Annotated in this window: 10 protein-coding genes and 1 pseudogene; 1 reads left to right on the top strand and 10 read right to left on the bottom strand. The window is 30.9% G+C overall.

Annotated features, from left to right (window positions below; all coding sequences use genetic code 11):
- The first annotated feature begins 146 nt into the window (after positions 1–146).
- Complete coding sequence (locus ES044_RS04465) at positions 147–2,726, top strand: phosphoenolpyruvate carboxylase (RefSeq protein WP_147118125.1); 2,580 nt, start codon at positions 147–149, stop codon at positions 2,724–2,726.
- 32 nt (positions 2,727–2,758) lie between these two features.
- On the opposite strand, the gene ES044_RS04460 is transcribed toward ES044_RS04465, so the two are convergent.
- From ES044_RS04460 to ES044_RS18790, 10 genes and pseudogenes are all read right to left on the bottom strand, one after another.
- Positions 2,759–3,019 carry a hypothetical protein gene (locus tag ES044_RS04460; protein ID WP_147118126.1) on the bottom strand — a complete coding sequence of 87 codons (261 nt, stop codon included), beginning with the start codon at positions 3,017–3,019 and terminating at the stop codon, positions 2,759–2,761.
- 43 nt (positions 3,020–3,062) lie between these two features.
- Entirely contained in the window at positions 3,063–3,377 is a 315-nt protein-coding gene (locus ES044_RS04455; protein WP_147118127.1) for a hypothetical protein, read from the bottom strand.
- 194 nt (positions 3,378–3,571) lie between these two features.
- Entirely contained in the window at positions 3,572–5,416 is a 1,845-nt protein-coding gene (locus tag ES044_RS04450) for a hypothetical protein (protein ID WP_147118128.1), read from the bottom strand.
- Between the two features lie 429 nt (positions 5,417–5,845).
- Positions 5,846–6,442: a mobile mystery protein B gene (locus tag ES044_RS04445; protein WP_147118129.1), complete on the bottom strand. Its 597-nt coding sequence runs from the start codon at positions 6,440–6,442 to the stop codon at positions 5,846–5,848.
- Positions 6,433–6,894, bottom strand: a complete 462-nt coding sequence (locus ES044_RS04440; protein ID WP_147118130.1) for a mobile mystery protein A — start codon at positions 6,892–6,894, stop codon at positions 6,433–6,435. Before ES044_RS04440 ends, ES044_RS04445 begins: the two co-directional genes overlap by 10 nt.
- Positions 6,895–8,123: 1,229 nt before the next feature.
- The gene (locus tag ES044_RS04430; protein WP_189663180.1) at positions 8,124–8,402 is read right to left on the bottom strand and encodes a hypothetical protein; all 279 of its coding nucleotides are present in this window, start codon (positions 8,400–8,402) and stop codon (positions 8,124–8,126) included.
- Between the two features lie 207 nt (positions 8,403–8,609).
- Entirely contained in the window at positions 8,610–10,949 is a 2,340-nt protein-coding gene (locus ES044_RS04425; RefSeq protein WP_147118131.1) for a choice-of-anchor D domain-containing protein, read from the bottom strand.
- Complete coding sequence (locus tag ES044_RS19445; RefSeq protein ID WP_410524694.1) at positions 10,949–12,016, bottom strand: T9SS type A sorting domain-containing protein; 1,068 nt, start codon at positions 12,014–12,016, stop codon at positions 10,949–10,951. Before ES044_RS19445 ends, ES044_RS04425 begins: the two co-directional genes overlap by 1 nt.
- 1,668 nt (positions 12,017–13,684) lie before the next feature.
- A pseudogene (locus ES044_RS19440) lies at positions 13,685–14,020 on the bottom strand (S8 family serine peptidase); the annotation flags it as partial.
- A 176-nt stretch (positions 14,021–14,196) separates the two neighbouring features.
- Positions 14,197–14,392, bottom strand: a 196-nt coding sequence (locus ES044_RS18790) for a hypothetical protein (protein ID WP_223269086.1), incomplete at its 5' end; no start/stop codon positions are given.

The raw sequence follows: 14,392 nt of genomic DNA, 5'->3' as shown, positions 1-14,392 counted from the left end.
ACAATTCACTTTTACAGAAATTAAACATTTGCACAATAAATAGCTTAATTTCTATCGTTTTCGTAGTTTAATAAGGCATTATTCGTGAAAACCTAGCTTCTTTATTTTTGGTTTTTTGTAATTTCACAGTACTAAAAATATAAAATATGTCTGTATTACCAAAATTAACAAGATTTAATGACAATGTGTTGTCTAAATATCAAATTTACAACAGCATATTTATCACGCTTCCGTTTGATACCATCGATAATACAGGTGTATTATTACCGCTATTTCATAAAATTTGTGAAAAAGGTTTTCAACAAGGAAACAATCCTACCGAAATTGTAGAACAGTTTTTTGCAAAATATCTAGACGCATCAGAAGATAAGAATAAAAAAGATTTATTGTTTCAATTTATTCAATACATAGAACGCCAAGTAGTTTTATTTGATGCTGTTGAAGATGCCGCTTTTCCTATTGTAAACAACATGGATGGTATTGGTACGCTTCGAAATTCTAAAGAAATTGCCATTTTAAGTGATAAAAAAGAAGAGCTCAAAAAACATTTAGAAGACTTTAAAGTACGTGTTGTTTTAACAGCGCATCCTACACAATTTTACCCTGGTTCCGTTTTAGGGATTATCACAGATTTAGATAAAGCCATACAAAATGATGATTTACTGTTGATAAAGAAATTGTTGGCTCAATTAGGAAAAACACCTTTCTACAAAAAAACAAAACCAACGCCTTACGATGAAGCGATCAGTTTAATTTGGTATTTAGAAAACGTATTTTATCATTCTGTTCCTAAAATATACAACTATATTCAGCATAACATATATGACGGTCATCCTATTGAAAATGAAATTATAGATCTTGGGTTTTGGCCCGGAGGCGATAGAGATGGAAATCCGTTTGTAACCACACAAATAACCCTAGATGTTGCAGAAAAGCTGCGTCAATCTATTTTAAGAAGCTATTACAGAGATGTGAAGCGCTTAAAACGACGTTTTACTTTTGATGGAGTTCAAGAAATTTTAGCTCAAATTGAAAAACGACTTTACAAACATGTTATCAGAAGTTATTCGAAGGTTAATTTTTCTCAAAAAATATTATTAGAAGAGTTATATGCGGCTAGAGAAATCGTTATTAACAACCATAATTCTTTATTTATTGAAGAATTAAATGACTTTATTAATAAAGTAAGAATTTTCGGTTTTCACTTTGCTACGCTCGATATTCGACAAGACAGTAGAGTACACCACAAGGCTTTTACCCAAATTGTAAATGACTTATTAGCTTCTGGAGACACTACGTTTCCTGAAAATTATCATCAGTTAAATGAAAAAGATCAAATTGATGTTTTGGCTGTTGTTAAAGGAGATATAGATCCTAGCATTTTGTCAGATGAAATGTCGGTTAGTACCATAGAATCTATTTATGCGCTTAAAACCATTCAAAAAAGAAATGGAGAACGCGGCGCAAATAGATATATTATTAGTAACAATCAGACTGCATTAAATGTGATGCAAACTTTTGCCATGTTAAATTTATGTGGTTTTGAAAACGGATTGCCTGTAGATGTAATTCCGCTTTTTGAAACGGTAGATGATTTAGAAAATGCTAGCGATGTGATGCGCACTTTATACAGCAATAATACCTATCGTTATCACCTTTCTAAAAGAGGAGATAAACAAACTATTATGTTGGGTTTTTCTGACGGAACCAAAGATGGTGGTTATTTAATGGCAAATTGGGGGATTTTTAAAGCAAAAGAAGCGCTTACAAAAATTTCTAGAGAATTTGATATTGAAGTTATTTTCTTTGACGGTCGTGGAGGACCACCAGCTAGAGGTGGAGGAAAAACCCATCAATTTTACGCCTCTTTAGGCCCAACGATTGAAGACAAAGAAATTCAGTTAACCATTCAAGGGCAAACAATTAGCTCTAATTTCGGAACTCTAAATTCTTCTCAATTTAATTTAGAGCAATTGATAAGTTCTGGTATTAAAAATGAAGTTTTCACAAAAGATCAATTAAACGATTCGCACAGAACTATTATTGATGATTTGGCACAAACAAGTTATAAAACCTATGTAGCCTTTAAGAATCATCCGCAGTTTTTGCCGTATTTAGAAAAAATGAGTACGTTAAAATATTATGCAAAAACAAATATTGGTAGTAGACCAAGCAAGCGTTCTAATTCTGATACCCTAGATTTCTCTGCTTTAAGAGCCATTCCTTTTGTGGGTAGTTGGAGTCAGTTAAAACAAAATGTACCAGGGTTTTTCGGAGTAGGAACCGCTTTAAAGAAATATGAAGATGCTGACCGTTTTGATGAGATTATTGAGTTTTACAATGCGTCTGATTTCTTTAAAACATTACTAGAAAATAGTATGATGAGTTTATCTAAATCGTTCTTTGCCCTAACGGCTTATATGGCAGACGACGAAGTTTTCGGTGAATTCTGGACCATAATTTACGAGGAATATAAAACCACAAAACGCTTATTATTAAAGCTAACCGGTCATAAAGAACTCATGGAGAATTACCCTGTGGGTAAAGCTTCTATAGAAATGCGAGAGAGTATCGTATTACCCCTTTTAACCATTCAGCAATATGCGTTGAAGAAAATTCAAGAATTACAAAAAAACGAAGGAAACGCTGAAGAGATTGAAGTGTTTGAAAAAATGGTGATGCGTTCTTTATTTGGTAATATTAATGCGAGTAGAAATTCTGCTTAAAATAGTTTAAATTATAACTGTCCATATTTTCTTTAGCACAGAAAGTATGGACATTTTTTATTTCGTAAATTAAATACATAGTGCACAATTCGAGTTCCTTTCTCTTTTTCAGCATTGATAAAAAGTTTTCCATCAATTAGTTTTAAACGCTCTTCCTTTAAGAACAATCGCATATCTCTAACTGAATCTACTTTTTTAACGTTCTTCATATCAAAACGAATACCATCATCAGCAATTAAAATTTGTATGTTTTTTGTTTTTAGAAAGATTGAATATGGATTATTTGTATTCAAAAAAAAGTTTTTCTTCTGGATATAAAATGCTAGCTTTTGTGTTTTAATGAGCGTGATTAATTCGAAATAACACAGGAATGATCATGCCATTGAACCCATTTATTTCAGTTTCGATGATGATATTTTCGTTATTTTGTTTGTAATTTCTGCTAGCCATGGCTAAATTTATATTCATGTCAAACAACTTTTTTCTCCTCTTGATTGTGAAGCCATCCAACCTTACAGATCCTTTGTATTCGTTTTTACTAGAAGAAAAAACCTTAAACGGATTAGAAAATATTCCTGTGCTTCCTTCGTCTACTTGTTCTTTAAATTTTGATACAAATTCGTTTTTCGAAATTTCAATTTTAGTTGTCAAAAATTGAGTTAGTTTTATCTTTTTTAATAATTTATTGTTCGTTGTTTTTTTAAATAGTTATGTTTTTTGAGTTATTAATGGCTGCATGTTTGAAAGCTAAAGTTAGTAAATAATTCAAAGAGAGAAAGTTTGCAGACAGTTCCTAATTTAAATAAAACTATTAATTACTGAACAAAGAGTATGAGCCAATCTTATTACTTACTTAATGCTTTTATTATTCTCTCCTCATTAATTACGATATCTCTAAATAAGACATGCGGAAATTCCGTGTATTTTGAGTTTTTAAATGCTTCAGAAATATTCGATAGCGTAGAAGCTGTAATTAAAGACAAGTTCATTTCCATATCCATTTCACAATCTGTAACAAAATCATCACTAAACTCTGGTGCGACGAGCAATATTTTTACAATCCTTAAATCATTTTTTAAGGCTAAATTTTGATACGACTTTAATTGTCTTGAAACTGAACTAAATTTATTGTAGCCTCTTTCTTTACTCGTTTTACATTCTACAATTATAATTTCTTGATTTCCTAAATTTAAAAGAATATCCATCATATCCTTTGTTGTATTTAATTGACTCTTAAATTTATCATCAACATTAAAGCCAATTCCTTTAAAAAGTACACTTGTAAGTTCCTCAAACTTTAAACCAAGTTCACTTTCTTTTATTGTGATTCCGTTTTCTTTAAGTAAGTTTAAGTTTCTATAAGCTACATTTTCGTAGTTTTCTAAATACAAATTCTCAACATCTTTATAATGTTCTAAAATATTTAAAACATCATCTCCTCTTTGTTTAATTCCATTGTCTTTAAGAAATTTAATTCTGTCTATTTTGATTAGTAAATCTAAAATATCTCTTGGTTTTATGTTGTAATCAAGCAGAAAGTCTGCTGTTAACACAAATTCGTCTTGAAGTTCAAATTGTTCACGAATCTGGTTGTTTAATTTGGGTAACGAAACATTTAATTCCGATAAAAGTTTATCAAAACCATCAAGAGAAATACCAACTTTTTCGTCACGCTCAATAGTTTCAAAATACACAATTAAGCTACTGATTTTATCTTCTAGTGTACTGCCTTTTAAGCTATTAATATTTAGTCCTTTTTCGCAAAGTTCATTTAAAGTTTTCTTCTTTTCTGTTAATGTACTTCCTGCTTTATAAATATCCGACAATAATAAGTCGGTAAATGAAACACCTTCGTCAATGATTTCTTCAATCTTTTGAGAATACGTTAATTTTCGGTCAATATTGTGATCTTTTGAAATTTGATTGATAATAGGCTCTCTTAAAAGTTTTAAAGTTCTACGATAAAATTTTTCTGCGATTTGTTTTTGGCGAATTTTTCGTAAAAACCGAACCATTTCGTCAGCAACATAAATCGTACTCTCTTTATTTGAATAAAAAATTACTCCAATATTTTTAAGTCCTTTTATCACTTCTTGAATATCAATTTTTTTAATTGGTAAAATCGAATAATTAATTAACTTAACTTCCTCTTGTGAAAGCCCAAGTTGCTTTGAAAGAGTAAGAATTATTGAAAGTTCGTCAGCACTTACTTTGGCCTCTCTATTATTTTCCTGATCATTGTAATAGGCTGTATGCAAACAAGATTTATAAATCTTATAATCTCTTTTCCTTGTTTCGCTTAATTCTGATTTTTCGTTTTCAAAATCTGCGTTTAAAATATTTCGTTTACTCTTTAGTTGTTTTATCTCATTCTCGTATAATCTCGAAAACCAATCTTGCTTCATGATGCAATTTCCGTCACGAATTATAATATCAATTAAAATATCAAGTTGTGAAGTGATTTCTTGAAACTCACATTTTATGTGTTCTTGAAATTCTTTTGAAGTTAAAGCAAAAACTTTAGCAATATTTTGACTGTCAACCGATTTTAACCCTTTATTTGTCGAACTTAAAATCTTGTCAATTTCTTTGCTGTTTTTAGGGTGTTTTGAAATGATATTGTCAATAATTTTTATAAACGAATTCTTTTCTAATGAGCCAAGTTTGTCTAATATCTTTTCTAATTTCATGTTTTTATATTTTTAATTCCGTTATTCGTTTTAACTAAACCTAATAGATTGAAAAACAAATAAATGTATTAAGTGTCAGTAAAATAATTTTGACTTAAGAAGTTACACTTTTATCATCTATTTTAGAATCATAAAATTTAATAAACGACTCAAAACCTTTAGCTTCTTAAAAGTAGCTAATTACTTTAATCAAAAAATGTGATGCTATTTAAAACGAAGTTGTGAACTGATGCTGTTTTTTTTGTTCTAAAAAACAGCCTATAATTTTTAATTCCTTTTAAATAGCATCTAAAAACAAGCAATAACATTTATGTAAATAACCTTTTACGCTTTTAATTTTTATGGAAAGGCAAATTAAAATTTCTTACCTATTTAAACATCATCTTGTTATACTTGAAATTCTTTAATCAAGCTGTTTGTAGAAGTTTTTTAATTTTTAGCAAATTTTATTAAAAGATTTATATTTCCATGATCAGCTGCTTTTAATGCTAGAATGTATTCCTTTCTTGTTTCATCAGCTTTAACCATATTTGACTTATGCCAGCTAAAAATTTCTTTTTTAAAAATAGATTCAACAATTATATCGGCCATTATTCTTGAGTGCCTGCCGTTTCCATTTGAAAAGCAATGAATTGCAACAATTCTATGTTTAAACCTGATCGCAATTTCGTCTGGCAAATACGTTTTATTTTCTATCCAGTATTTAGTGTCGTCTATCAGATTTTTTAATTCTACCCTAATTTGAGTCCAGTTTACGCCTATATTTTTGTTGGTTTTTCTAAATTCTCCCGCCCATTTCCAAACATCACTATACATTTTTTTGTGTAAGTCTTTTATAAATTTTTCCGTGAGCAATTTTTCTTGTTTTAAATTTGCATGAATAGTCCACTCAACTGCCTTTTCTATATTTAGTTGTTCAAATTCATCCAATTCTCCTTGGCTTGTTATTGACTTTATCTTTAGCCCATCCTTTTCTTCTTCATCCAAAGGTGTTTGACCATCTTTATAATTTAATGCTAATCCCATAACGACTTTTTCATCTCTCTTTTTATTTCAATAGCCAATTCTTTTATGTTTTCAATAATTTTTTCATCACCAATTCCCTGATCTTCTAACTTCATATTTTGATTGGTTCTTAACACTATTTTTTGAGCCAATTTTTCAGCCTTTATATTAATTAAATTATCAATGGTTCCATGTTTAGAAACAAAACCATACACAAACTTTAAATCCAATGCATCTCCCACTTCTTTTAAAGAATTAATTGATATTGACCCTTTTGATTCACTTTCTTCAATACTTTTTACTCCTTGTCTAGTAATTTGAAGTTTGGTTCCAAGTTGCGCCATAGTCATATTAAAGGCAGTCCGAATTGTATGTATCCATCCTTTATTTGGAACTAGAACCATTTCTATTTTCTGATAAGGTTTTAGTTTCTGGTCTAATTGATCGATTAGAAGTTTTCTTTTATTTCTCATTATCTGTAACGATTTAAGTTTACAAATAAATTAAATTGTAAACTAATATATTTACAAATATATTAAAAAGTAAACACTTATGTTTACAAAAAATAAATAAAGTAAAGAAAAGTACTTACTTTTTAAAGTAGTTGAACGAACACTAGAAACTACCTTAAAAATAGTTTCAACACCTTTAAAACAACAGAAATTTTATTTTTTAATCACTAACTGCATAGAATCGAGCATTTTATTTTCAAGACAGACACTCCCCTTTTAATTACCAGTGCAATTTGTATTAAAAATTTAGGTTTTAGCTACTGCCTTCCATACAAACTGCGATTTTCTTCGGAATTCTATTTTTTTCGGATTGTACGCCATGCTGATGCCATCTATTTAGGTGCTTAACTGCGAGTGTTAGATATTGTACCACCTATAAAAAATTCTTGCAAACTTGCTAAAGAAGGCTTTACATAAAAGAATCAATTACACTTGATATTGCCATTCGCTCGCACAGAACGTTAAAATAAAACTTATGAGTGCATCATCAAGGGATAAATCAAAAGTTAAAAATTATGAGAATGAATCAAATTTGACTGAATTTCAAATCACTAAAAGAAAGAAAAACATTATTTTAATAGATTAACAAATGAGAATCTAAAGCTCCACAAAAAAGGAAATAAAAAATGAGCATACCAACTAAAAATATCATCACGAAAATCTTGTAAAATAATAGAGATAAAAAAGCTATGTTTATTAACCAGTTAGCAAAATTAAAAACTGAATTGAAAAATAAAATCGAACTGAAAATTATAAAAGATATAAAGTTATCTGAACAAAATTTTCAGCAAAACCTAAATTTAAATAATTGTTAAAATTTTAAACCAAACTCAAATCTAAAAACAAAAAATCGTTAGATTTACAATTGAAAAATCAAAATAAAAACCATCGAACTATGAATAATTTAAAATTATTTTATCGGAATAATAAAAAACTGTTCACACAAACATTTTATATTGGCTTTGCTATTGGTGCGATTTTAATGATTTATTTATTAAGTACTGGAAAAATTAGCTAGGTAAGCAGCTGTGAAAAGCAAATAATATAAATCGAATAACCAACAAAAAGCTGACACCTTATGTAATTAAGTACTTGTTTTTAGGCTACTTAAAAAAATACTTTCGTGTTTTATTTGCTGGCTATCCTTAACCAAGAAACTAATTATGCAGGGATATTAAACCATGCTCGTTTTATTCTTTTACAATCAGGAAACTATCCAACACAATGGGCACTTTACGAGTTTCATCTAAAATTCCCTCCATTTTTAAATGGTTTACAACAGGCTCTTTTGCCATTCTTACTAGCGTAACATGATCAAAAGACATCGAGTCTTTAGAATTTTGAGAACCACCAGTTGTAACCAATATTGAATAATCCCTACCCAATCTTTTACGATGTGAAAACGAATGAAAATGACCATTAAATAGGGTATAAGGTCTATTGGCTAATGCAGCTTCCAATTGCCCCATGTTATTCCTTCACCAATTCCTTTAAGTTTTTATATTGGTCTATTTCCCAAACATTAAAAACGTCATCACTATCAAAATCTGTTACTGCTATTGTTTTGGATTTAAAAGAATTATTGTTAGTTTGTATCACCTCATATCCATAATACTGATACCAACATTTTTCACTGTTTGTTCAGCTAATCAGCTAAGAAATAACGATAGCTTTGGTTAATTCTTTATTAGTCTTTTATTTGTGATTCCTTTATCAGAATAAATCTGTAATAGATATATTCCTCTAGATAAATCATTTGTGATAATTGAGTTGAAGTTTGATTTAATTTCTTTAACTTTTTCTCCAACTATAGAGTAAAATTGAACTTTCAAGATAGGTGAGACTTCAGATTCAATAGACAATATATTTAACACTGGGTTTGGAAATAAGAAAATAGATTCATCAAACACCTCATCTTTTACCCTTAAACTGGTATCTGAACATCCATTTGAATCTACAGTTTCTCCTGCTGGTGTATCTGCACAAGTATCTTTATCATCCGTAACGCCATCTCCATCTGAATCAACCTGAGAGGTAGCACATCCGTTTGAATCAACAGTTTCTCCTGCTGGTGTATCTGCACAAGTATCTTCATCGTCTGCTACACCGTCTCCATCTGAATCTTTCAATGCAACGATAATCAACCCTTTTTCTAGGATAGTACTACTTATGTTCTTATTATTTACATCACTTATAACAGTATTCAAAAATTGAAACTCATAATCACCTAAAGCAACAGTATCTTCAATAAAAACTGGCAACTCTATAATTGCTGTGTCTCCTGTGGCTATGATACTATTATCCGAGCTGTAAAGAATAATTCTATACGCTGTATTGTTTTGCTGAGAACCCACTAAAGAAAAATCACTTGTGCTTTCCGTTTTACGAATAGCATCAACATCCATACGAAAGCCTATGGGTAACTCAACATCAAACTGAACCCCCTTTACAGCGTCATTATTCTTTAAAACAATTTGAATCTTATTTATTTGATCTTTGTAACTTTTTACATTTTCTACCAATACGTAATTTGGAGAAAAAATGGTTGCAGATACATTTAATACATTTTGCACGTCAGCTCCATTATGTCTAAAAGAGATTGCTTTGGAAAAATTTCCTGCAGTCTTTGGGGTAAAAGTTAATTTCACCTCTTCAAACTGTCCTGCTTCAATAACTAAAGGCAGTTTCACATCTAAGCTAAGCGCTGTAGCATCATACATAACTTCATTTATATTCAGTGTTGCACTACCAGAATTAGAAAGTCTAATTGTTGTTTCTCTTGTTTCTGTTATCGGCACAGTTCCGTAAGAAATTAAAGAAGTACTTAAACTTAAATTAGGTGCGTTTATCTGTATTGCACCATTATATGCATCTGAAAGAATATCCCCCAAAGAAGTATGTGTTAAGATCGCTTCTTCAATTCTAAGTGGATAATTTCCTGATGAAACATTTGGCTTTAATTGAAAGCTAAAAACAGTTCCTGCAGTTCCTTTAAAATTTTTATTTGATGAAGAATATCCTAAAAAACGAAGTGTCGTAGGATTTATTAAACTAGCGCTGACGCTGTGCCCATCTAATCTATCAGAAAAAACAAGTGAATTCTCAACATAAGTAATATCATTTGGTAATTTTATATCAAACTGAAACCCATTAAAAGGCTCCATATTTTCTATGACTACAGGAATTTCTATGGCGGTATTTATTTCTCCATTCCCAGCACCAATCCTTATTTCATTCACAGCAAATACCTCTGCTTTTAAAACAACCGTCTTTATTTTCCTCAGAGGGTCTGCATCATTGTTCTGAAAACGTACCGTTTCACTGCTATTGTATTTAGAACCACTGTTTACATTTAAGGTTAGGTTTTTACTACTATTTGGCGCAATGCTGATTGGAAAACTTTCTTGAATACTAAAAGGCGTAATGGTGTTTATTCCCGTCAGAGCTAAATCTAAATTTCCGTCATTTTTAATAGATACTGTTCTTTGAGGTCCACTACCAATAGGAACTCTGCCAAAATTTACTTCTGAAGACGTAATGTTTAAAATAGGACCTAATACTTTTACAGCTCCTGTTTCTATCGTTGCAGATACTGCTGTTTGCTCTGGAGATGACACTACCAATGCATCATCATTGACATTAAAAGTACCTGGTAAAGTTTTAGATTTTAGCTTTAAGTTTATGATAACACCTGAATTGCCACGAATAGCAGCGTTAGCATCTGAATACACCAATACTCTAATAACGCCTTCAGAAGGATTACTAACGGCAAGTGTATGAGAATCCGCTCTACTTGCTAACTGATGCCCGTTGACCAATTCAAAAACAGCTGCATTAAAAGTAATATCAAATTGTAGTCCCGCTATTTCGTCTGCGTTGTTTAGTGAAATATCAAAATCGAAATTGGTTGCTGTGCCTATTTCTTTAGTATCAAATACAATGCTATTTTGAGCCTCTGTACTTTGTATTATAAACACCAAAAAGAAGGAAGCAATTACTGTGTAAAATGCTTTCATTATTTTTGTATTATAATTTTTTTAACTTCTCTTTTTTTAATTTCAGTACTTCTCACTACATCAATAACTAAAAAGTAAATGCCGTTCTGTAAAGAGGATAGATCTACAGCAGTATTTGTTTGGCCGGACGTGTTTTTAAATGAATCATTTGTCCAGATAACTTTACCTTGTAAATCATAGGCAGCCATTCTTACTTTATCCATTTGTTCTGGTAAATAATAGAATACATTTAACAAACCAGCTGTTGGGTTTGGACCTACTGTAAATATTTTAGATACAGCACCTTGTTCTGGTGCATCGATGCCTAAAACTGTTTTATCTTCATATAAAGCAGTTAGCTTGCCTCCATTTGTAGTTGCTACCACTGCTTTGTCAATATTAAAAAGATTTTCTGCTGCACTTGTTTTGGTGAACAGTTTTGTTTTACCTGCTGGTAATCTTACATCTCCAAAACTATACATCATGGTAACTTTATACCCTTCTTGCTCATAATTTAACCATTCAAAATTTGGTAAATCCTCATTAATCGTGTGTTTTAAATCTTTATCAAATGCTAACTGAATACCTGTTATTTCATATTCAGACGTTACGTATAAATCATTTCCTTCCCAATAAAAAGTGGCATCACCAACAGCATCGTTGCTATAGTAATTAATACTACTAGCACCTTTGGTTGCTGTTTTATCTGAGCTAGGATTTAGAATAAGATCTACAGTACCAGAGATGTCTAAAACATTTATAGTAGCATCTTTATTTACATCTGCTGCATTAAAAATAAAAGGTGTTGGATTGCTACCTAAAATATAATCTACATTTTGTAGCAGGTCATTTACATTTACCTCAAAATCTCCGTTACTATCTCCCAATTTAGAAGTTAGTGGCTGCGTTGTAACTGTTGTAGAGAAATCTGTTTCTTCAAAATTTGTTCTTAAAATTTTGTACTGATAAAAGTACTTTACTTCTTCTTCTACCTCAAAATCTTCAAAAGTTACGCCTGAAATTAAGTTTTCATTTATCTTTTGAGATGCTGTAAAAGTAGTATCTGTAATGGCTTCATACCGATACATATTATAGCCCAAAACATCCTCTAATTCATCTTCAGATGGTTCTACCCATTCTAAAGCAATTTCTCCCAAACCTGCCGTTGCTAAAAAACCTGTGGATGCAGACCCTGCGGATTGCACCAACATATTAAATCGAGAGTCTTCTACAGGAATATCAAACCAATCTAAATCTCTAGCGTCTTGCACCCGTATTCTATTGATACCATCTGCAGCTCCAATCTTTACCTCGTGGGTAACGGCGTATATTTTACCATCTGCAGACCAAGTACCTTCTTCTGAAATAATTTTTTGGTTATATGGTTCTCTTACCCCATAACTAACTTGTGGTGGTTTCGTTTTGTCCATTTCTCTATTGAAATAGATATCAAATTTATGAGTACCAACTCCTACAGGATCCATTAAATCATATTCATCTTGAGCATCCTTACCGTTTACTAATACTTTCCAAACAATACTATGCGCCTCTTCGTATGGGGTTTTAGAGATACTATCAGAATTAAATAAACCTGGTAGATCACTATCATTTAGAGCATCTTTTACTACATTTCTATATTTACTTTCATATCCCGACCCTAAGTATGCTTTAAAGGGTTCTGAACTCCCATTATTATAAAAGGAAAAAGAAACCACATTATTGAATATATTAATTTTTTCAAAAGAAGCTTTGTTATAGTTAAAGCGTATCCCTGAAGGAGAACTACTATTTCTTGATTCATTATTTATATAATTACTATAAAATTGAGATATTGTTGCTTTAGAGGAATATCCATCCATAGCTAAATAAATGGTCTTATTCTCATAAAAATTGTTGTGATATGATATATTATTGTTGTATTTAGTAATAAAAGTATCCCTTAAAAGCCAAAAAGAATAACATCCTGTTATTACAGAGTTTTTTAATTTTAAATTATCAGCATCTGGAAAGATATGACGGTTGTTAACATCTCTATAAATTACATATTCTAGAATGGATTTATTAGTGTTAGAACTTGTAAAACCTATACCCGCCCAATACGTATTTTCTGCTCTAAAAACAATTAAAGAATCTTTTTTGCCTACTGCCTCAATGCGAGAAGTATCGAATAAATTTATCTTTTTTTCATCAGCAATTTTTAAAATAACTCCAGGTTTTATAAATAAAGTAGCATCTCCACTCATTATTAAATTGTCTGATACTAAGTATTCTTTATCTGGATAAAGCGTTAAGTCTTCGCTAATAACACCAAACAATAAAACAGAGTTCTTCACATTAATAACATATTCTGTAGAAGTTAAATACTCTTTATCTGGGCCAGACCAAACTTTTAAATTGAATTTAATATTTACATTATTAGCAACATTCTCTGCAATTTCAACTTTTAAAGATTTTGTTAAATCTTGCAAATTTGCATACGCAGAAATAGAACCAATAGCAATTTCAGATTCCAAAATAGTAGCTTTGGTTTGGTCTTCAAATTCTGCAAATTCAATACCTACTCTTACATCCTCTGTTGGTCCCCAGTAATTTTTTACCAGAGGAAATATTTCAATGGTTTCATTAGGTTCTATAAAATCGTTTCCGTTTTGGCCATTAATAGTATCTAAAACTAATGCTGATAAAACCCTTAATTCTGGTTCTGGCACCACTGTAATTGCTGCTTCTATATCTACAAATGTAGCAGCCGTGTTAATTAAATTACCAAATAATAATTCTTTGCTATCGTCTGGATTTTGTTGTAGACATAATGCAACACCACCCGCTAATAAAGGACTAGACATCGAAGTTCCTGTTAATTTACGGTAACCACCATTTGGCACGGCACTCATAATAGCTGTTCCTGGGGCAGTTGTTTCATAGTTTAATAAGTTATCATATTTAGAGAAAATAGGGCCATCTTGGTCATTATTAGAATAGCCTGCAGCATCTTGCACTCCAATTACAAAAGTATAAGCTCCAGGATATGATGGCGCACAAAATGGCCCAGGTCCAATACAAACACCGTCATTACCAGCACTTGCTACCAATACACTCGTTGCGTAAGCATTTTCTAGAGCATTTCTTAAAGTAAATGACTCAAGTTTCGCACCTCCAAAGAACGTAAGAACATTGAGATTTAGATTTTTTTTTGAGTGACTTTAAGTAAGTTAAACACTTGATCATTAAAAGTTTATTGCTTTTGTTCCAAAACTAACTTTTCAAGCTACTATTCGGTTAGTTTTAAGTTAGGATCTGGCTCAAAAATTCTTTTGATCCTGTGAAAATAATCAGAATCAGCTATCATCCTAGTCATCATTTTTCGAGAATCTACCTCGGGAAATAGTTCTTCCACAATGGTAAGAATAGCAATAAGTAATGCGATGAGCCTTTGATGTAATCTTACTTCAAGACATTCTGCCTTA

The sequence above is a fragment of the Polaribacter sp. IC066 genome, from assembly GCF_007997085.1.
Classification (GTDB): domain Bacteria; phylum Bacteroidota; class Bacteroidia; order Flavobacteriales; family Flavobacteriaceae; genus Polaribacter.
Note: the sequence above shows the minus strand (reverse complement) of the source record. Positions and strands in the feature narration are given on the sequence as shown.